Below are 18824 nucleotides of genomic sequence, written 5' to 3'. Positions count from 1 at the left end.
CCGGCATGGTTCATCCCAACCCGTCCTGGAGATCGGCGACCTCGGTCAGCCGCACGGCGAGTTGCCCCTGCTGATCTCCCTCCATCTCCTCGAGTTCGCCGCGAGCAATCAGCCGCTCTCCGATATAGAGTTCCACCGGATCCTCGATACGCGCATCCAGAGGCAACACCGCGCCCCGCCCCAGCCCGAGGAGGTCGCGGATCAGGGGACGGGCACGGCCCACGGAAATCGTTATTTCTATCGGGACGGTTGAAAAAGGGTTGGACAGATCCGTCGGTCCTGGTGCCGCGCGCGGTTTTCCCGTCGCCGCGGTGTCGTTGCTGTCGCTCATCATCCGGTCTCCCTTTTCTGGTCTTCGAGAAAGCCGGCGACCGCCTCTCCGATCCCGGCGAGAACTTCATCCAGGTCGATTTCCGTTTCGGTATCGCCGGCAGCGATATAGGCTTGGCCCTCGCCAAGCGACGGTTCCTCGCGCAGGGTGACTGGCGGGGAAACAACCCCTTCGAGCAAGGGTTCGAGTGCCGCCCGGCAGGCAGGCGCCACCACGATCTCGAACCGGGTTGAACCGGTGAGGCTACGCGCTTTCTCCTGCACCATGTCGACCAGGCGCGGCGCGAGAGTCCGGCGGGCGAGGTCCGGCAAGACGGTCTCGACCATCCCCTCGAGCAACGGTGTCAGCGCATCCAAGACCTGGGCATGCGCCTCCTGGTAAGTGAAGGAGAGTTCCTGAAGATTGCGCGCGAAATCCGCCGAGATCCGGGTGGCGTCATCGGCCTGCGCCTTCGCTGCATCTTCCCAGCCGGCCGTGTAACCGGTTTCGAACGATTCGAGTTTCTGTTCCTCCAGCTTCACATCGGTCATCGACAGCGTCGCACCCGCGGCCGCTCCGAAATCCTCCAGAAGGTGGGAAATGGGCGTCATGCCGGCTCCTCCTCGTTCTCGAGCCAGCTCCGCAGGATCTCGACTGTCTCTTCCTGCCGCTCGCCGATCAGCCCGCGCAGCCGTGTCGCGGGGTCCTCCGCCACCGCGCGGCCGTCCGGATCAGAGGCGCTTCCGGCGCGCGCGGCCCCGGAAATTACCGGCATCCCGTCGGCGTTGATCTCGCCCTCGTCGATCTCGCCAGTCAGGGCCATGTTCCGCGCCGCGGCATCCTCAAGCCCGGCCGCGCTGTCGGTTTGAGTCTCGGGTGCAGCCAGTTGCGCCGGCGCGGGCCGGGTCAGCACCGGGCGGACGACGAACAGTCCCAGCACCAGGGCCACCAGGCTGAGAACGGCGATCTGGACAATCCGCATCATGTCCAACCCGAGACCTGCCAACGCAGACGTCTCGGCGGCCGTGCCCGCCGGCGCAGCAGCCTTGAACCGCATCGTCTTCAGGGTGATCACGTCACCGCGCGCCTCATCGAACCCCACGGCGGACGCCACCAGTTCCCTCAGCGCCTCAAGCTCCTCCGCGGGACGGGGAAGAAACTCCTCCCTGTCGCCGGCTGACGGGTCCGCGGATCCGTTGACCAGCACAGCCACCGTCATCCGGCGGATCGAGCCGGGTGCGCGAGTGATCTCACGCTCGGTCTGGGACACTTCGTAATTGATCCGCTCACGCGTCTCGCTGCGTCGGCTGGAGGATTTTCCGTCCCCCGCCGCATCCCCGTCCGGGAGGTTGGAGGCGACGGTGACATCGCCGCCGGTATCGGAGGCCTGATCGCTGCGTTCCTCGCTGTCGACGCTGATCGCCACCCGGCTTTCGGGGTCTATCGTCACCTCTCGGATTGATTCGGTGTTCTTGACCGTCTCGACACTGACCTCGACCACAGCGTTGCCGGGACCGACCCGGGCCTCCAGGAGGCGCGTGACACGCCGCCGGATTTCCTCGGCGCGCTCCTGCCCTGCCCGGACGGGCGCATCCTCGGAAGCGCCGATCAGGCCGCCGGCGCTGTCGATGATCGAAACCTCCTTGGGGGTCAGGCCGGCCACCGCAGAGGCGACGAGATACCGCAACGCCTTGGCGTCCTCGGCCGAAAGGGCGCCCGCACCCGTGGTGATCATGACCGAGGCGGTCGGCCGGATATCCCGGCGAAACGGGTTGGATCCCGCGTTGGCGAGATGTACCCGCGCCGCCGATATCCGCGGATTGGCGACGACGGTGCGAGCCAGCTCTCCTTCCTTGGCGCGCCAGTAGGCGGCATCGAACATCTGGGAGGTGGTACCAAAACCCGACAGCCCGTCCAGAAGTTCGTAACCCTTGCTGGAATTGGCCGGCAACCCCTCGCTTGCCAGCGTCATCCGAAGCGTGTCACGTCGGGTGCGGTCCACGAAAATGGACCCACCACGCACCTCGTGAACAACGCCACGCTGATCCAGGGCGCGGACCACTTCGCCCGCAGGTCCGCTTTCCAGCCCCGCGTACAGCAGCGCCATCGAGGGCGCCGCCGCCATCCGCGCCAACCCGAGCACCGCGGCGAACACCGCCAGCGTGGCGGCAAGAACGATCACGCGGCGGCGTGGGCTGAGCGCATTCCAGAGTGTCCTGATCTGTTGCAAGTTCCCGCCTCCTTGCTTCCGGCGTTCTGCCGGACGGTGCGGTCATGTTTCGCTGATCAGACTTAACAATCGGTTAGTTCCTGAACGGTTATATTCCCGGTGTCGAAATTCACGGGGACTGAAATGGCTGAACCCGAAGGAACGCCCGGCACACTGGGAGCAAAAAAAGGAAAAATGCCGCTTGTCGCGGGATTTGTACTGGCACTGGCCGGTGGCGGCGGCGGCTTCTACGCGGCCTGGGCAGGCCTGATTCCCGGGCTCGGCGCCACCGAATCCCCGGCGCAAGAGGCCCTGCCGGGAGACGACGCAACCGCACAGGACGAAATCGCGCCGATGCCCGATATCGCCTATGTCCCGATCGAACCGTTGGTGATCTCGCTCGGGGACGGCGCAAGCGGCACACATCTGCGCTTTCGTGCACAGCTGGAGGTCCCGCGCGCCCACGAGGAGGAGGTCACGATCCTGATGCCGCGCGTTGTGGATGTTCTCAACACCTATCTACGGGCACTCGAAACGCAGGACCTGTCCGACAGTGCCGCGCTGATGCGCCTGCGGGCGCACATGTTGCGCCGCGTCCAGATCGTGACCGGACGCGGTCGTGTCAGGGATCTCCTGATAATGGAATTCGTACTGAACTGAGGTGGCGCGATGGAAATGATCGCTGATATTCTTCTGGTGGCCGGGGCGCTTGGCGCCGGTTTCTACTGCTACGTTCTCGCCCGGCGGCTGAGCCGCTTCAATGACATGGAAAAAGGGGTCGGCGGCGCCGTTGCGGTGTTGTCGGCGCAGGTCGACGACCTGACCAAAACTCTACAGGCTGCACAGGGCTCGGCGGGCGAGTCGACACGCTCGCTGGAAGATCTGACCGACCGCGCCGAGAGCGTGGCAGGCAGGCTCGAACTGATGGTCGCCGCGATGCACGACCTGCCCGACTCACCGCAAGCCCGCACCGCCCCGCGCGAGGCACCGTCATCTCGGCCGTCACCGGCCGCCCAAGCCACAAAACCCAATACAGACGCGTCCACGGAAACGGCGGTATTCCGTCGGCACGAAGGACCGGGTGAAGGACCGGATGACGGGCCGGAGGCCGCGGAATGAGCCCGAAGCCGCGCAGATCGCGCCGGCCCGTGCAGCCCGGGCGCGGTGTTCTTGTGGTCATTGCCGCGCTGCTCCTTGGATCGGCCGTTCTCAGAATGGGCGACAATGCCGGCCAGGCGCTTGCACTGGATGCCGAAACCCCGGAGCGCCCGGATTTGCCCGACAAGCCGCACACCTGCGGGAACCCCGCCGATCTCCAGGAAATGCTGGACGCTTTCGCGGCCCGCGACCAACGCCTGAGTGACCGCGAATCGGCACTGGAACTGCGTAAGAAGGCACTTTCCGCCGCCGAGGACGAGATCGCCCGCCAGCTGGAAGAAATGGCCCGGGCCGAGGCACGCCTGCGCGAGACGGTCGCGCTGGCGGACAACGCCGCGGAGGACGATCTGGAACGGCTGACAAAAGTCTACGAGAACATGAAACCGGAGCGTGCCGCTGCACTCTTTCAGGAGATGGATCCGGCCTTCGCCGCCGGATTCCTCGGGCGGATGCGCCCCGAAGCCGCAGCGGGGATCATGGCCGCCCTGACCCCGGCTGCCGCGCACCGGTTCAGCATCGTTCTGGCCGGGCGCAATGCCAACGCACCCAGCGATTGAGGGGCTCTCGCTCAGAGATTCTTAACCGCCATCTGTCAGCCTGCCAGAGGACAGCGCGGAGCAGAGACGGACATGATCGGACTTATCGGAATTGTGGTGATCTTCGTGATGGTCTTCGGCGGCTATCTGGCGGCCGGGGGCAAGCTCGGGATCATCATGAAGGCGCTACCGTTCGAAATGATGATCATCGGCGGGGCCGCCACCGGCGCCTTTCTGGTCAGCAATGACATCCCTTCGGTCAAGCAGACGCTGCGCGACATCGGCAAGGTCTTTCGCGGTCCCAGATGGAAACATGATGACTACCGCGATCTGCTGTGCCTGCTCTTCGAACTTATCCGGCTGGCACGTCAGAATCCGGTCGCCGTCGAGGAGCATATCGAGGCGCCCGAAGACTCGTCCATTTTCAGCGCCTATCCGCGCATTCTCGCCGATCCCGAGGCCGTGGCCCTGATCAGTGACACGCTTCGCTCGGCCTCCATGAACTACGACGATCCGCGCCAGGTTGAGGAAGTGCTCGACAAGCGGATGGAAGCCAACCTGCAGCACGCGATGCATTCATCTCATGCATTGCAAACGATGGCGGACGGTCTGCCCGCCTTGGGGATCGTGGCGGCAGTGCTGGGCGTGATCAAGACAATGGCCTCGATCGACCAGCCGCCGGAAATCCTCGGCAAGATGATCGGTGGGGCGCTGGTGGGCACTTTTCTGGGTGTGTTCCTCGCCTATGGTCTGGTCGGGCCCTTCGCCGCACGGGTCAAGACCGTGGTCGAGGAGGACAGCCATTTCTATCACCTGATCCGAGAGGTTCTGGTGGCCAACCTTCACGAACATTCGACCAATATCTGCATCGAAGTGGGACGGCAGAACACCCCGTCCCATTGCCGCCCGTCCTTCACGCTTCTTGAGGAGGCACTCAAGGCAACCCGCAAGGACGCCGCATGATGCGCGGTCTGTCCATGCTCTTGTGCATCGCACTGCTTGCCACAGCTTCGCGGGCACAGCAGGTCACCGTCCGGTCCGGGGAACATGACGGGTTCTCGCGCCTCGTGATCGGTCTGCCCGAACGCGTTCCCTGGAGCCTGGAGCGGCTGGGAAATGATCGGATCCTTCGGCTCGACCGCGCCGGGCTGGAATTCGAGACCGACACGGTCTTCGACCTCATTCCGCGCACGCGCCTCGTCTCGCTCGATCAGATCGGCGGGAATGCCGGGAGCGCCCTGCGTCTGACACTCGATTGCGGGTGCCCCGTGGAGGGGTTCTGGTACGGTGCCTCCTTTCTGGTGGTCGACATCCGTGATCCGGCCCCGGATCAGAACGGCGAGGATGAAACAGCACAAAGTGGCCCGCCGCCGTTGACCGACCTTTGGAAGGATCTTGCCACCGCGCGCCGCTCGCTTGCCGGCGCGCTGGCGGCAAAGAGACTGGGAAACCACCTACAAGCCCGTCCGGCCACGCAAGGTCCACGCCGCACGGCCGCGGCCAAAGCCATCGCCGGGAGCCGGGCGCGGCTGCTTCGCGAACTCGGACGTGCCGCCGCATTCGGGCTTGTGTCTCCGCGCCGAAGGCCGCCGCAACCCGGCGCGGCGGCAGATCATGCGGCGGAAAAAGCCCGGCGCGAGAGTAAGCCATCGCCCCCGGACACACCGGTCCGGCCGGACGCGCTCAGCCTGACGGCGCGCAGCGGGCTCGACGACAGCATGGTCGGCACGAGTTTCAGCGATACCGTGGCACCTGACGGGCGCCTCTGTCTTTCCGCCACGGCGCTGGCCCCCGGCACCTGGGGCGGCACCGGACCGTTCGCCGCGGAAATCGGCGCCCTGCGCCTGAGGCTCTCGGCCGAGCGGGATCGCACGGATCCGGACGTGGCGCTGACGCTGGCCCGGCGCTACTTGCATTACGGGTTCGGAGCCGAAGCGGCGAACACCCTCGCACTGGCCGACCCCGACCGTCGCGAGGCCGCGATCCTCGGCGCGCTCGCCGCGGTCATGGACACGGGTCATGCACCACCCGGATCGATTCTTGCAGGCCAACTCACCTGCGAAGGGCCAGCGGCGCTCTGGTCGGCGCTTTCCTACGCGTCCCTGCCCGAGAATGTCGCAATTGATGACGACGCGGTCCTGCGCGGACTGTCGGCACTGCCGCGGCATCTGCGCGATCACCTCGGCCCGCTCCTGTCACGCAGGTTCCTGGCATCCGGGCGCAAGCCGACAGCAGACCGCATCCGGCGCCTGCTTGCGCGGGACGGCCAGGAAGAACCACCTGCCGAACGCCTCGCAGGTGCGGAACTTGACCTTGCGGAGGGGCGGCCGGCCCGGGCGGATGCCAAGCTCGAAGAGGTTGTCGACTCCAATGGAGAAACCGCCCCCGAGGCGCTGCTGCGCCGGATCGAGGCCCGGCTGGCTGACGGGCGTGGCATTCCTCCCGAAATGGCCCAGCTTGCCGGTGCCTTCGCACAGGAGCACCGGGACAACCCGGTGGGGCCGGACCTGGCCCGCGCCTATGTCGTGGCCACAGCCGCCGCCGGAGATTTCGACACCGCCTTTTCCGAGCTGGATCGGCTCGTACCCGACCTGCCCGGCGACTCGGAACGAAAGGTGACCACGAGGCTGCTCGCTCTGCTGGCCGGGAATGCCGATGATCTCACTTTTCTGCGGCACGGGGCGGCACGGCGCACCGATGCCCCCGGCCTTGTCGGCACCGTGAACAACAATGTGGCGAAGCGCCTGCTGGACCTCGGATTCACCAACCTGGCCGCGGCCTATCTCGCGCCCGACACCGAGGGTCCCGGTCGCCGCAACCAACAGATCCTGCGGGCACGCGCCTCGCTGCAGAGCGGGCGCCCCCGGCAGGCCGAGGTGGATCTCCTCGGGCTTTCCGGACCGGACGCCAATCGTTGGCGGGCCCGTGCCCGCAGCATGACCGGCCAGCACCGGGCGGCGCAGGCGCTCTATGCGGGTGCCGAAGCCTCCGGCAGGGCCGCGCGCGAGGCTTTTCTGGCCGGGGACTGGGAAGGCGCCCGGAAAATCAACGACCCTGCCTTGCGGGCGATTGCCGAAATTCTGCCCGAGCCCGGGGCAACGGCAACGCAAACCGGGCTTCTCGGCCGGAGTCGCGGCAGCGCCGAGCGCGCCCGCCTGATCCGGACCGCAATCATCGAAGTCCTGCGCAGCCCGGTCGAATGACAGCCACGGCAGGCGCTTACCGAATCTCAAGACCTGAACCCTAGCCTGAAGCCGGGGCGACAGAATGTCCCCGACCGGAGGTAGATCGTGAAACCCAGCTCCCAACCCGCAGCCCTGCGCTGCCCGGCGCCGCGCGATGCATGGCTCGTTGCGCGTTTGCTGACCGCCGCCCTCGCCGTCGTGGCGTTGCCGGACCCTGCAACAGCAAGCACCGCGGCTCTCTGCGATCGGGCCGCGGCCCGTGCCGCCGCCGAGACCGGGGTGCCTCTGGCAGTGCTGCGCGCCATCGCCCGAACCGAGACCGGCCGCACCCGTGACGGCCGCCTGCAACCCTGGCCCTGGACCGTCAACATGGAGGGAAAGGGCCGCTGGTTCGAGACGAGAGAGGGCGCGCATCACTATACCGCACGCCGCGCCGCAGACGGTGCGCGAAGCTTCGATGTCGGTTGTTTCCAGATCAATCACCGCTGGCATGGCGAAGCCTTCGACTCCCTGGCAGAGATGTTCGATCCTCTCGCCAACGCCCGATACGCCGCCGACTTCCTCTCGCGCCTCCATGCCGAAACCGGGGACTGGACCCGAGCCGTCGGCACCTATCATTCGCGCAGCCCGGCGCTCGCCAGACGCTACACCGTCCGCTTCGGAAAAATCTATCGCACAGTCTCCGATACCCCGCTGTCGGACCCGGCGCATGACGGCCCGGAGCAGATGAAGACGGATACCGTGACGCACGCGGACGGACCCGGTCCGACACCGAAAGCCGCCGTGCCGAGGACCGCGGCCCTGGGCTCGCTGGTGCCGCTGGAACCCGCCGCCGGGCCCGCCTTCATCGCGATCGGCCAAGCCAACGGGCGGCCCTGAGAGATGCGGCGATTCTCGGCACGCGATCTGTTCCAGCCCACGATCCTGCTGGCGTTGGCACTGATGGCCGTGATCGTGATGATGATACTGCCGGTCCCGTCCTGGGTGCTGGATGTCGGGCTTGCCGGGTCCTTCGCGCTGGCGATCCTCATCTTCACCGTCACGCTCTTCATCGAACGGCCGTTGGATTTCTCGGCCTTTCCGACCATTCTCCTGGGCTCGCTGGTACTTCGACTCTCCCTCAACGTCTCGTCGACCAAACTGATAATCGGCGAAGGGCATACCGGCACGGATGCCGCCGGCGATGTGATCGAGGGTTTCGCGGACTTCGTGATGGGGGGCAGCGTCTTCCTTGGTCTCGTGGTGTTCGGCGTGCTTCTGATCGTCAATTTCATGGTCATAACCAAGGGCGCCGCCCGGATGGCGGAAGTGGGCGCGCGATTCGCCCTCGACGGGATGCCTGGCAAGCAACTGGCGATCGACAGCGACATGTCCGCCGGCGCCATCACCCATGAAGAAGCCCGCGAACGACGTGAACGCGAACAGCAGGAAACCACGTTCTTCGGCTCACTCGACGGGGCCTCGAAATTCGTCAAGGGCGATGCGGTGGCCGGATTGCTAATCACGCTGCTGAACCTGATCATGGGGCTGATCATGGGCGTGGTTGTGCATGACATGGCGATGGGCACCGCCTTCGAGACCTACGCGATCCTCACCGTCGGAGACGGGCTGGTCACGCAGATACCTGCAGTTGTCATCTCGATTGCCTCCGCGCTTCTTCTGGCCCGCGGCGGGAACAAGGGCGCGACCGACCTGGCGTTGGTCGCTCAACTGGGCCGGCATCCGGCGGCAATGGCCACTGTGGCGGTCCTCATGGCGCTTTTCGCATTGGTGCCGGGGCTTCCATTCCTGCCCTTCATCGCGGGCAGCGCGGTCCTCGGGCTCGCCGCGGGTTGGCTGTGGCGCGAGCGCGCTGCACAGCCGGCGGAGGGCGTTGCACAGGAAGCCCCCGCCACACCGACTGAACAGCCCATGGCCGACATACTCCAACTGGATGACATTCATGTGGAATTCGCCAGTGACCTGGTGAACATGGTGCTCGATCCGGGTACCGGGCTGGATGCGCGGATAAGCAACATGCGCACCCATGTCGCACAGTATTACGGCCTGATCCTGCCCGAGATCCGGCTCACAGACGATCCCGCCCTGCCGACCGGGACCTACGTGATCCGGGTACAAGGGGTGGAGCAGGCGCGCGCAACGCTTCGCCCTGACCAGATGCTCGTTCTCGACCCGGAAACCTCGGTCGAACTGCCGCAGGGGGAACCGGTGGCCGAACCGGTCTATGGCGCGCCGGCCCGTTGGATTGCCACTGACAACCAGGATGACGCCGCGCTCGCCGGGGCCACACTCGTCGCCCCGACCGAAATCCTGGCAACACATCTGCTCGAGGTGATCCGCCGCAACCTCAGCCGGCTGCTGACCATGAAAGCCATGCGCCGCCTTCTGGACGAAATGGCGAGGCTCTCGGACCCGGTCAAGGCAGAAGCCAACCGCAAGTTGCTCGACGAGATGATCCCGGATCGCGTTCCGGCAGACCTGCTCCATGCGGTGATGCGGCTCCTTCTGGCCGAGCAGGTCTCGATCCGCAACCTGCCATTGATCATCGAGGCCACTGCGGAGGGGCGCCAGATCCATGCCCAGCCGGAAGCCATCTGCGAGCATGTGCGGCAGCGCCTCGGGTTTCAGCTCGTTGCCGGGCTCACCCGCGAAGACGGCACGCTGCCGCTGCTTCAACTGGCCCCGGAATGGGAAGACACCTTCGCCACCTATCAAGTCGAGGGAGAGCGTGGACGCCCCGACGTCGCCCTCCCGCCCGAGACGTTCAATGCCCTCGCCCGTGCCGTGTCCGAACAGGTTTCGGCGGCCGGCGAGCAAGGCATTCACCCGGCACTTGTCACCTCGACCGGACGGCGGCGCTTCCTGCGCACGGTGCTGAGCGCCAAGCATATCAGCACTCCGGTCCTGTCCTTCGAGGAAATCGGGCTGGATGCACAGCCCTCGCTGGTCGGTGTGGTCGCGGCATGAACGGCGCGGCGGCGCTCATCGCGCTCGGTCAGGAGGCGCTGTGGCTTCACGTGCTCGTGTTTCTGCGCGTCGGGCCGGTCATGTCGCTTTTCCCGGGCTTCGGAGAACGCTCCGTTCCGGTAAGGGTCAAGCTGGTCCTGGCACTTGTCTTCACGGTAGCGATCACGCCCGCGGCGGCTGCACGGCTAGAGCATTTGGCCGCGGCCTTGCCCGGAAGTTTCTTCTGGCTCGCCCTGACGGAAACCGCGGCCGGCCTCGTTCTCGGAGTCGGCGTACGGCTTTTCCTGCTCGGTCTGCAAACCGCCGGCGCGATCGCCGCGCAGGCGACCTCGCTCTCGCAGATCCTCGGCAATGCGGGGGTCACGCCACTTCCGGCGATCGGACAGCTTCTGGTGGTTGCAGGGCTCGCGCTGGCGATGATGATGGGCCTGCATGTCAGGGTGGCCGAGATGCTGGTTCTGTCCTACGGACCGTTGCCCGCCGGACAACTGCCTGATCCGGCTTCGGTCAGTGAATGGGGCACCGCGCAGGTCGCCGGCGCCTTTGCTCTGGCCTTCTCGCTGGCCGCGCCCTTCGTACTTGTCTCGGTACTCTACAATCTCACCCTGGGGATCATCAACCGCGCGATGCCGCAACTCATGGTCGTCTTCGTCGGCGCCCCGGTGATCACCTTGGCGGGGCTGGTACTTCTGGCGCTGCTGGCACCGGTGATGCTGTCGGCCTGGATGGCTGCGTTGCAGGGTTTTGTCACAGCCCCGTTCGGAGGCCGCTGATGGCGCAACCCGATGACGATACCGACAAACCCCACGAACCAACGCATCACAAGCTGGAGGAGGCGCGCCGCAAGGGCGAGATGGCCCGTTCGGCCGACCTGAACACGGCGGCCGCCTATGGCGGATTTCTTCTTGCCGGCCTCTCGATCGGGCCATGGTCGGTGGGCAAGATCGGCACCGCGCTGACGGTCATGCTGCAACAGGCCGATGGCCTTTCGGGACTGTTCCTCGATGAGCGGGCGGCCGCCCTGGCGGGGGGCCTTCTGGGGGCTGTGGCACTCGGAATGCTGGGATGGTTCCTGATCCCCGCCGGCCTGGCACTGCTGTCGGCAATCGCGCAGCGCAGCTTCGTTGTCGCCCCGACCAAGCTGGAACCCAAGCTTTCGCGGATCAGCCCCGTCTCGAACGCCAAGAACAAGTATGGCCCTTCCGGGCTGTTCGAGTTTGCCAAGAGTTTCGCAAAACTGGTGCTCTATTCCGTGCTGCTGGCCGCGTTCCTGGCGTTGGGCCTGTCCGAAATGGCGGGCGCTATCCATGCCGAGCCGCAGATGATCGGCGCGCTGATGGGCCGGATGCTTGTGGACTTCATGATCGTGGTGGTGGTCATCGCGCTGGCCATCGGAGCCGCGGACTTCCTCTGGCAAAGGTTCGATCACGCCCGCCGCAACCGCATGTCGCACCGCGAAGTCAAGGACGAGCAAAAGCAGCACGAGGGCGACCCCCACATGAAGCAGGAACGCAAGCAGCGTGCCGGACGCATTGCCAGCCAGCAGATGATGGCCGAGGTGCCGGACGCGGACGTGGTTGTGGTCAATCCGACCCATTACGCTGTCGCCCTCACCTGGAGCCGCGCACCCGGTACGGCGCCCGTCTGCGTGGCCAAAGGGGTGGACAGCATGGCCATCGCGATCCGCGAGGTCGCACAGAAGAACGGTGTGCCGCTGCGGCATGATCCTCCGACAGCGCGGGCCCTTCATGCGGTTACCGAAATCGGCGACGAGATCGCGCCGGAACACTACCGCACCGTCGCCGCCGCAATCCGGTTCGCCGAAGCCATGCGACGCCGTGCGGGGTCACGCAGATGAGCGCCCCCGAAGACCTCGCCGCGCTGGCAAACGTGACCGACGCGCTCTACCGGGCCAAGCTGATTTCGATGCGCCGGATCGTGGAACGCGAAGCCGGTCTGCGCCGGGATCTTGCCGCGCTCGAGGCCAGACGCCAGGAAACGCTGGCACTTGCCACCGCGCAGGTCGACGGGCCGCGGCGGATCGGAGCGGATGTGCAATGGCAGGGCTGGCTGGACGGGCGGCAGCGGCGGCTTCAGACGGAACTCGCCCAGGTCATGGTCCTGAAAGCCGAGGCGGTGGAGGGGGTGCGCCGCGCCCATGGGCGCGGAACCGCGGCGGCCCGTCTTTCCGGCACCGCGTTCGATCAACTGCGCATCAAACGGGTCGCTCGGGCCGCGGAAACGCTACAGACCCTCGCCTGTCTCACCGCCGGCGCTCAGGTGTCCTGACGCGCAATATCGGTGATCAGCACCCCTTTGACCAGATTTCCGAGCGTCGCACGCGCCACTTCCGTCAGCGCCCCGCGCAAGACATCCATGTTGTTGGCATCGGTGAACTCGCCCTTGAAGCCGCCCATGTTGGAATGGTCGAACAACACCTGGAGGAAGGAGTCGCGCAGCTTGGGTTCGTGCCGGTAAACGCTTTCGGCCTGGCCAGGCTCGATCTCGACACTGAGCGACATCACGACCAGCGCCGCAACCATGTCACGCGACACGACCGGCACCACGAACTGGTTGTTCAACCTGATATACTCATGTTCACCGCCACCCTCGGGTGCATTTTCCGAAAGGGGCGTGAGGTCATGCGCGGCATCGGCTCCGGGCGAACACTCCGCCGGGGTCGCGGCAATCACCGCCGGTTCGGGTGCGGCCGCAGGGCGGAGCGCCAGCCCCGCACCAACCCCGCCACCAATCCCCAGAAGAAGCAGAATGAATGGACTCAACAGGCGGATCATCACATCTCCTAGAATGGCAGGATCGCGTCCAGCACCTGCTGGCCGAGACGGGGTTGCTGCATGTCGCTGATTTGTCCGCGTCCGCCATAGGAGATGCGCGCAGCGGCGATCTTGTCATACGTGATCTCGTTCCGGCGCGAGATGTCAGCCGGACGGACGAAGCCTGAAACCAGCAATTCGCGCATCTCGAAGTTCACCCGTACCTCCTGGGCGCCGCTGATTTCGAGCACGCCGTTCGGCAACACCCGGGTGATCGTGGCGGCAACGCGCAGGGTCAGTTCCTCGCGGCGGCTGACGGATCCGTCTCCCCCCGCCTCGCTGCTTGAGTTGATCGAAACAGCCTCACCCATGCTGGCCCCGTCCGGCAGATCCTCGTCAATGCGCTGTGGCAGGCCGAAGAGCTGCGGTACACCCAGAGATTCCGATCCCTGCCGGGACCGCGAGGTGGAATTGGAAATCTCCGCTTCCTCGTCAATCTCGATCACCACCGTAAGAATATCGCCACGGCGCATCGCACGCCGGTCGCCCAGAAGCGAATGCCGCCCGCGACGCCAGAGTGATGCGCGGTCGGAACGAAGCGAACGCTCAACGGTATTTGACAGGTCGGGATTGCGCATCGCGGCCTCCTCGGGGCTGTCCTCCACGGCGGTGAACGCCGGCGGACGCCCGATGTGCTTGGCCCGGTCGCACCCCGCCAGCAGGAGACACACGCTACCAAGCAGCAGGGCACGCATCATTGTCCGCCCCCTGCGTGCACAATCACGCGGCCATCTGCCAGAACCCGGCCCGAAACCGTACTGCGCGACGAAAGGTTCATTACCCGCACCAGTTCGCCGGCACCGGCACGCGACATTGATCGGCCCTCGGTGACGATACTGATCCCCGCCCCGCGGTAATGCAGGGCAACGATCTGGTTCCTTTCGATCACGGCCGGCGGACCAACGTCACCAGGTCTTATGGGGCGACCCGCATAGAGGGCCACGCGCGCCTCCTGTCCGATTACCTGTGTCGGGTCGCGCAATGCGCCGGGCACATCCGCCTCATGCAAGGTGACATCCTGCGCGGTCAAGACCGTACGGGCCCGCATGGTGCGCGCCGCGAGCAGGGTATCCGCCACCGCCGGCATGGCCCCGCACAGGAAAAGGATCAGCAACGCCCGTCGCATCAACGCACCTGCGTGGTGGCACCGAGCATCTGGTCGGCGGCCGAGATGACCTTGGCGTTGAGCTCGTATCCGCGCTGCGCCTCTATCAACTCCGTCACTTCGCGCACCGGGTCGACGGAACTGTCCTCAAGGTATCCCTGCCGCAACGTGCCCAGCCCGTCCTGTCCGGGCACTGTCACAAGAGGTGGGCCCGAGGCCTCGGTTTCGGTGAAGAGGTTCCCGCCACGCGCCTCCAGCCCCTTGGGATTGGTAAAGCCCGTCAGGTTGAGCTGACCCACCAGCTGCGCCTCGGCGCTTTCGCGGAAATGGACATGGACCTCGCCATCGGCGTTCACCGAGACACTGCGGGCATCGTCCGGGATCACGATTTCGGGGGCAACCGGAAAACCGTCGGAGGTTACCAGCACCCCTTCCGCGGAGCGTTTCAGGCCCCCGTCGCGGGTATAGGCGGCACGTCCCGACGGCAGTTGCACCTCGAGGTAGCCGTTGCCGTCGATCGCCAGGTCCAGATCGTTGCCGGTCCGGGACAGCGACCCTTGTGCCAGATGTACCGAAACCGCGGATGGTCGCACGCCGAGTCCGAGCTGCACGCCAGTCGGCAAAACCGTGCCGTCGGCGGCATTGATGGTGCCGGCGCGCGCCATCTGCTGGTAATGCAGATCCGCGAATTCGGCACGGCGGGCATTGAAACCGGTGGTGGACATGTTGGCGAGGTTGTTCGAGATCGTCTCGACCCGCATCTGCTGTGCGGCCATTCCGGTGGCCGCGATCTTGAGGGCACGCATCGGCCTCTCCTTTTCTGCTGCATCTTGATTGCTGGTGGCGTTTCGGGCGATCAGCGGCGGGTTACGGAGTCCAGCGCCGCGCGGACACGCTCGTTCTCGGCGTCGAGGAAACTCTGGCCCATCTCGTAGGCACGCTGCACCTCGATCATCCGTGCCATCTGCCCCACCGGGTTGACATTCGCCCCTTCCAGGAACCCTTGCAGGATGCGCCCGTCGGGTACCGGATCCACCGGCCCGTCGGCCCGGAACATCACCCCGTCTTCCCGGGTCAGCGTGGTTGGATCACGTGGCACGCCAAGCCCGATCCGGGCCAGAGGCCGGCCCTCGGCACTGACGGTGCCGTCAGGCGATACGCCAAGGCCCTGAGTATTCGGCGGTACAAAGACGGGCGCACCGCCGGCATCCAGGACACGGTTTCCATCCGGTGTCACCAGCTCCCCGGCCGGCGACAGGGCGAAGCTGCCCGCGCGGGTCAGCCTTTCGCCCGCCGGCGTCTCGATCCGGAAGAATCCCGGCCCCTCGATTGCGAAATCGAACTGTCCGCCCGTCCGGGTGAGCGCGCCCTGAAGCATCGAGGTGTGCCGCGCCCTGCCCGCGGCCATGGACAGGGACTCACCACCGCCGGTGCGCTGGACATGTTCAGCAAAGATCAGCCCCTCCTGCCGGAACCCGGTGGTTGCGGCGTTGGCGATGTTGTTGGCAATGACCTGCATTTCGCGCATCAGCCCGGTCTGCCGGGTGAGTGTCGCGTAGCCCGCGTTTTCCATTTCAGCCTCCTGCGATCAGCGGTAAAAGTTCATCCTGAAAGAACGCCACCAGCGTCTGGGTCATGAAACCCATCGACACCCAGAACACCGCGACAATTGCCGCCAGCTTGGGTACGAAGGTGAGCGTGAGTTCCTGGATCGAGGTGAGCGCCTGGAAAAGCCCCACCAGGAGCCCGGCGATCAGCGCGACTGACAGAATCGGCAGCGAGATGATCACCGAGACCCAGAGGCCCTGGCGCAACGTGTCGAATAGCACCGCCTCGTCCTGCATCGCATCACACCGGCATCCGCAGGATTTCCTGGTATGCCTCGACAACCTTGTCCCGGACGGTGACAGCGGTTTCCACCGCAAGTTCGGTCTGGGCCAGGGCCTGCACGAGGGCATGCGGATCGGCCTCCCCGGCCATGGCCGCCTTCGCCGTCGCCTCTCCCTCCTGAAGCGTCGCGGCGAAATCCCGCGCCACGCCGGCCATCGCCTCGGCCGGTCCGCCCGATCCCGGACCCGGGTCCGTGGCCGGCCGGCTGTCAAGGTATCCGCGCGCGGCGGCAAGTGCACTTATTTCCATATCCGATCTCCTTTCGGGTGCTTATTTGTGGGGCGGTCCTAACGGCGCAGAAGGTCGAGCAGGCGCGACGACATCTGCCGGGCCTGCTCGAACATCTTCAGGTTGGCCTCGTAGCTGCGTTGCGCCTCTCGCGCGTCGGCGATCTCGATCACCAGGTCCACGTTGGATCCCTCGTAGTGACCATCCTCGTCCGACAGGGGATGAGCGGGATCATAGACGCGCTCCAGGTCAGAACGGTCAAGTTGTACCGGCCCGGTGCGCACCGCGCCCGCCTCTCCCGCGCCGCCGAGCGCCGCTTCGAAAGAGACGGTCTTGCGGCGATAACCGGGGGTGTCGGCATTCGCGATGTTCTCGGACAAGTGGCGCAGGCGTTGTGCCTGGGCCTGCAGCCCGCTTGACGTGATCGAAAGCGCTTGGGAAAAATCGCTCATCTCCAGCCTCCTCTAACGGCGCCTGACGGCATTGCGCAGAATGTCCAGCGACGACTTGTAGATCGTCACCGCACGGTTGTGCTGGCGGCCGATCTCGACCGCTCGCTGCATTTCTGTTTCCAGTGAAACGGTGTTGCCGTTGGGATCGGCAGGCAGATCGCGCAGAGGCGCGGCGGCCGGCCGGGACCCGGCGGCGGCATGACCGATATGGCCGGGCCGGGTGGCGCGCAGCCCAAAACCGCCATGCCCGCCCTGCGCCCCGCGCAGCACCTCCGAAAAGGGCGCCACATCCCGTGCGGCGTATCCGGGCGTGTCGGCATTGGCGATATTTCGGGCCACAGCAGCCTGCCTCGTGCCGGCGTGGCGTGCCATCGCGTGGGCCATGCGGAATACTTCCAGGTTTTCGAACATCGGGGCTTCTCCCTCGATCGGCTTCAATCAAGGCTTAACCGCGATTCCTTTAGAAATGGTTCCCGGACCCTTACTGGAGAGCACGATGCCAAAATCCGACATGACCTGCCTGAGGGCAGAGATTTCCGCGCTGGACCCGGTGCGCAGCGTCGGCCGCGTGACCGCCGTCAGCGGCGCGACATTGCGAATTGGGGGGCTTTCGGGCGCCGCCCGGCTTGGCGACCGGATCCGCGTTCGGCGGTGCGACGGCGGTGCGCTTGGCGGCGAGGTGGTGCAGTTGGCGGCACGATCCGTTGTGATGCTGCCCGACGGACCACCGGCCGGCGTGGCGATCGGGGATCGCGCCGCACTTGCCGGTGCCAGCGAGATCGCACCGGCCGACAGCTGGATCGGCCGGGTCATGGATCCGTTCTGCCGGCCGCTTGACGGGCGCCCCCTGCTGCGCGGCCCCGTGCCAAGGCCCCCGCGCGCGGCGCCGCCCCCCCCGGCGGAACGGCGTGCCCTGGGCGCGCGTCTGGAAACCGGGATGGCCGCATTCAACACCATGCTTCCGGTGGCACGCGGCCAGCGCCTGGGCCTGTTCGCCGGGTCGGGTGTCGGGAAATCCAGCCTTCTGGCGCATCTCGGCCGCGAGATGGAGGCCGATATCGTTGTTTTTGCCCTGATCGGGGAACGTGGACGGGAACTGCGCGATTTTGTCGAATCGGGGCTGGGCCTGCGGGGCATGGACCGCTCTGTCGTGATCGCCGCAACTTCGGACCGTTCTCCGCTGGCCCGCCGGCGCTGCGCGTGGACGGCGATGAGCGTGGCCGAGCATTTCCGCGACCAGGGGCGGCATGTTCTGTTCCTCGCCGATTCGGTCACCCGCTTCGCCGAGGCGCACCGGGAGGTCGCTACCGCCGCCGGAGAGCTTCCGGCGCTGCGCGGTTATCCCGCCTCGACCGCGCACATGATCATGGCCCTGTGCGAGCGGGCGGGCACCGGCGCCGGACCCGCCGGAGACATCACCGCGCTGCTGAGCGTACTGGTCGCGGGGTCTGACATGGACGAGCCGGTGGCCGACATCCTGCGCGGGGTTCTTGACGGGCACATCGTGCTGGACCGGACGATCGCGGAGCGCGGAAGGTATCCGGCGGTGGATCTGCTGCGCTCGGTCTCCCGCAGTCTCCCGGGGGCGGCGAACGAAAACGAAAATGCGCTGATTGCCCGGGCAAGGGCGCTTCTGGGCAGCCATGCGCGGTCCGAGACGATGATTCGCGCCGGGCTCTATGCCGAAGGCAGCGACCCGGAACTTGACGAGGCGGTGCGCGCCTTTCCCGATCTCGACGCCTTTCTTGGCGAACACGAACATGGCAGCTCGTCAGACAGTTTCGACCGCCTGGCCCTGATCCTGCGCCGCGCCAGCAGCCCGCGCACCATCCCGGCCCGGTCGCAATCGGCACCGGGCGGCGACGGACCGGCGCGCCCCTGCCTGCCGGCTGCCTGATCGGTGGCCGGCGCTCCGGTGATGACAGCGATGCGTCGGCGGACGAAATCGGT

The 18824-nt window shown here is 66.2% G+C and carries 23 protein-coding genes; 11 read left to right on the top strand and 12 right to left on the bottom strand.

The window, feature by feature from the left end:
• Nucleotides 1-10: 10 nt before the first annotated feature.
• The 3 genes from DQW77_RS12775 to fliF are packed head-to-tail and all read right to left on the bottom strand — an operon-like array spanning nucleotide 11 to nucleotide 2540.
• Nucleotides 11-331, bottom strand: a complete 321-nt coding sequence (locus DQW77_RS12775; RefSeq protein ID WP_113258645.1) for a FliM/FliN family flagellar motor C-terminal domain-containing protein — start codon at nucleotides 329-331, stop codon at nucleotides 11-13.
• Nucleotides 331-921 (bottom strand): hypothetical protein, encoded by a 591-nt coding sequence (locus tag DQW77_RS12770; RefSeq protein WP_113258622.1) that lies wholly within the window; start codon nucleotides 919-921, stop codon nucleotides 331-333. The genes DQW77_RS12775 and DQW77_RS12770 overlap by 1 nt, the downstream gene beginning before the upstream one ends.
• The gene (fliF, locus tag DQW77_RS12765) at nucleotides 918-2540 is read right to left on the bottom strand and encodes a flagellar basal-body MS-ring/collar protein FliF (RefSeq protein WP_113258621.1); all 1623 of its coding nucleotides are present in this window, start codon (nucleotides 2538-2540) and stop codon (nucleotides 918-920) included. The genes DQW77_RS12770 and fliF overlap by 4 nt, the downstream gene beginning before the upstream one ends.
• A gap of 123 nt (nucleotides 2541-2663) precedes the next feature.
• Between fliF and fliL the strand changes: the two genes are divergently transcribed.
• From fliL to DQW77_RS12715, 10 genes are all read left to right on the top strand, one after another.
• On the top strand, nucleotides 2664-3179 hold the full coding sequence (fliL, locus tag DQW77_RS12760) for a flagellar basal body-associated protein FliL (RefSeq protein WP_113258620.1): 516 nt from the start codon (nucleotides 2664-2666) through the stop codon (nucleotides 3177-3179).
• Nucleotides 3180-3188: 9 nt separating this feature from the next.
• The gene (locus tag DQW77_RS12755; RefSeq protein WP_113258619.1) at nucleotides 3189-3638 is read left to right on the top strand and encodes a hypothetical protein; all 450 of its coding nucleotides are present in this window, start codon (nucleotides 3189-3191) and stop codon (nucleotides 3636-3638) included.
• Nucleotides 3635-4234 carry a hypothetical protein gene (locus tag DQW77_RS12750; protein WP_113258618.1) on the top strand — a complete coding sequence of 200 codons (600 nt, stop codon included), beginning with the start codon at nucleotides 3635-3637 and terminating at the stop codon, nucleotides 4232-4234. Before DQW77_RS12755 ends, DQW77_RS12750 begins: the two co-directional genes overlap by 4 nt.
• Nucleotides 4235-4306: 72 nt before the next feature.
• Complete coding sequence (motA, locus tag DQW77_RS12745) at nucleotides 4307-5176, top strand: flagellar motor stator protein MotA (RefSeq protein WP_113258617.1); 870 nt, start codon at nucleotides 4307-4309, stop codon at nucleotides 5174-5176.
• On the top strand, nucleotides 5173-7416 hold the full coding sequence (locus tag DQW77_RS12740) for a lipopolysaccharide assembly protein LapB (RefSeq protein ID WP_113258616.1): 2244 nt from the start codon (nucleotides 5173-5175) through the stop codon (nucleotides 7414-7416). The genes motA and DQW77_RS12740 overlap by 4 nt, the downstream gene beginning before the upstream one ends.
• 87 nt (nucleotides 7417-7503) lie before the next feature.
• Complete coding sequence (locus DQW77_RS12735) at nucleotides 7504-8277, top strand: lytic transglycosylase domain-containing protein (RefSeq protein ID WP_309301318.1); 774 nt, start codon at nucleotides 7504-7506, stop codon at nucleotides 8275-8277.
• Nucleotides 8278-8280: 3 nt separating this feature from the next.
• Nucleotides 8281-10365, top strand: a complete 2085-nt coding sequence (flhA, locus tag DQW77_RS12730) for a flagellar biosynthesis protein FlhA (protein WP_113258614.1) — start codon at nucleotides 8281-8283, stop codon at nucleotides 10363-10365.
• Complete coding sequence (locus DQW77_RS12725; RefSeq protein ID WP_113258613.1) at nucleotides 10362-11138, top strand: flagellar biosynthetic protein FliR; 777 nt, start codon at nucleotides 10362-10364, stop codon at nucleotides 11136-11138. Before flhA ends, DQW77_RS12725 begins: the two co-directional genes overlap by 4 nt.
• Nucleotides 11138-12223: a flagellar biosynthesis protein FlhB gene (locus DQW77_RS12720; RefSeq protein ID WP_113258612.1), complete on the top strand. Its 1086-nt coding sequence runs from the start codon at nucleotides 11138-11140 to the stop codon at nucleotides 12221-12223. Before DQW77_RS12725 ends, DQW77_RS12720 begins: the two co-directional genes overlap by 1 nt.
• Nucleotides 12220-12654 (top strand): hypothetical protein, encoded by a 435-nt coding sequence (locus tag DQW77_RS12715; protein WP_113258611.1) that lies wholly within the window; start codon nucleotides 12220-12222, stop codon nucleotides 12652-12654. The genes DQW77_RS12720 and DQW77_RS12715 overlap by 4 nt, the downstream gene beginning before the upstream one ends.
• Here the strand turns inward: DQW77_RS12715 and DQW77_RS12710 are convergent.
• From DQW77_RS12710 to DQW77_RS12670, 9 genes are read right to left on the bottom strand one after another with little or no spacing between them, the layout of a single operon-like run.
• Nucleotides 12642-13160: a flagellar basal body-associated FliL family protein gene (locus tag DQW77_RS12710; protein ID WP_113258610.1), complete on the bottom strand. Its 519-nt coding sequence runs from the start codon at nucleotides 13158-13160 to the stop codon at nucleotides 12642-12644. The two genes, DQW77_RS12715 and DQW77_RS12710, sit on opposite strands and share 13 nt — an antisense overlap.
• A gap of 8 nt (nucleotides 13161-13168) precedes the next feature.
• Complete coding sequence (gene flgH, locus DQW77_RS12705) at nucleotides 13169-13897, bottom strand: flagellar basal body L-ring protein FlgH (RefSeq protein WP_258523854.1); 729 nt, start codon at nucleotides 13895-13897, stop codon at nucleotides 13169-13171.
• Nucleotides 13894-14325, bottom strand: coding sequence for a flagellar basal body P-ring formation chaperone FlgA (gene flgA, locus DQW77_RS12700; protein WP_113258609.1), 432 nt, complete (start codon nucleotides 14323-14325; stop codon nucleotides 13894-13896). Before flgA ends, flgH begins: the two co-directional genes overlap by 4 nt.
• Nucleotides 14325-15110 carry a flagellar basal-body rod protein FlgG gene (flgG, locus tag DQW77_RS12695; protein ID WP_113258608.1) on the bottom strand — a complete coding sequence of 262 codons (786 nt, stop codon included), beginning with the start codon at nucleotides 15108-15110 and terminating at the stop codon, nucleotides 14325-14327. Before flgG ends, flgA begins: the two co-directional genes overlap by 1 nt.
• 50 nt (nucleotides 15111-15160) lie before the next feature.
• Nucleotides 15161-15877 (bottom strand): flagellar hook-basal body complex protein, encoded by a 717-nt coding sequence (locus DQW77_RS12690; RefSeq protein ID WP_113258607.1) that lies wholly within the window; start codon nucleotides 15875-15877, stop codon nucleotides 15161-15163.
• A 1-nt stretch (nucleotide 15878) separates the two neighbouring features.
• Entirely contained in the window at nucleotides 15879-16148 is a 270-nt protein-coding gene (locus DQW77_RS12685; protein WP_113258606.1) for a flagellar biosynthetic protein FliQ, read from the bottom strand.
• Nucleotides 16149-16152: 4 nt separating this feature from the next.
• On the bottom strand, nucleotides 16153-16443 hold the full coding sequence (fliE, locus tag DQW77_RS12680) for a flagellar hook-basal body complex protein FliE (RefSeq protein WP_113258605.1): 291 nt from the start codon (nucleotides 16441-16443) through the stop codon (nucleotides 16153-16155).
• A gap of 38 nt (nucleotides 16444-16481) precedes the next feature.
• Nucleotides 16482-16874 (bottom strand): flagellar basal body rod protein FlgC, encoded by a 393-nt coding sequence (gene flgC, locus DQW77_RS12675; RefSeq protein ID WP_113258604.1) that lies wholly within the window; start codon nucleotides 16872-16874, stop codon nucleotides 16482-16484.
• 12 nt (nucleotides 16875-16886) lie between these two features.
• Nucleotides 16887-17285: a FlgB family protein gene (locus DQW77_RS12670; RefSeq protein WP_113258603.1), complete on the bottom strand. Its 399-nt coding sequence runs from the start codon at nucleotides 17283-17285 to the stop codon at nucleotides 16887-16889.
• A gap of 85 nt (nucleotides 17286-17370) precedes the next feature.
• Here DQW77_RS12670 and DQW77_RS12665 point away from each other — a divergent pair, with 85 nt between their 5' ends.
• Nucleotides 17371-18771 (top strand): FliI/YscN family ATPase, encoded by a 1401-nt coding sequence (locus tag DQW77_RS12665; protein ID WP_181711264.1) that lies wholly within the window; start codon nucleotides 17371-17373, stop codon nucleotides 18769-18771.
• The last annotated feature ends 53 nt before the right edge of the window (nucleotides 18772-18824 follow it).

Origin of the sequence: Roseovarius sp. TE539 (assembly GCF_003298505.1) — a bacterium.
Lineage (GTDB): Bacteria > Pseudomonadota > Alphaproteobacteria > Rhodobacterales > Rhodobacteraceae > Roseovarius.
The sequence above is the reverse complement of the archived record's forward strand: the minus strand, read 5'-3'. Positions and strand labels throughout refer to the sequence as shown.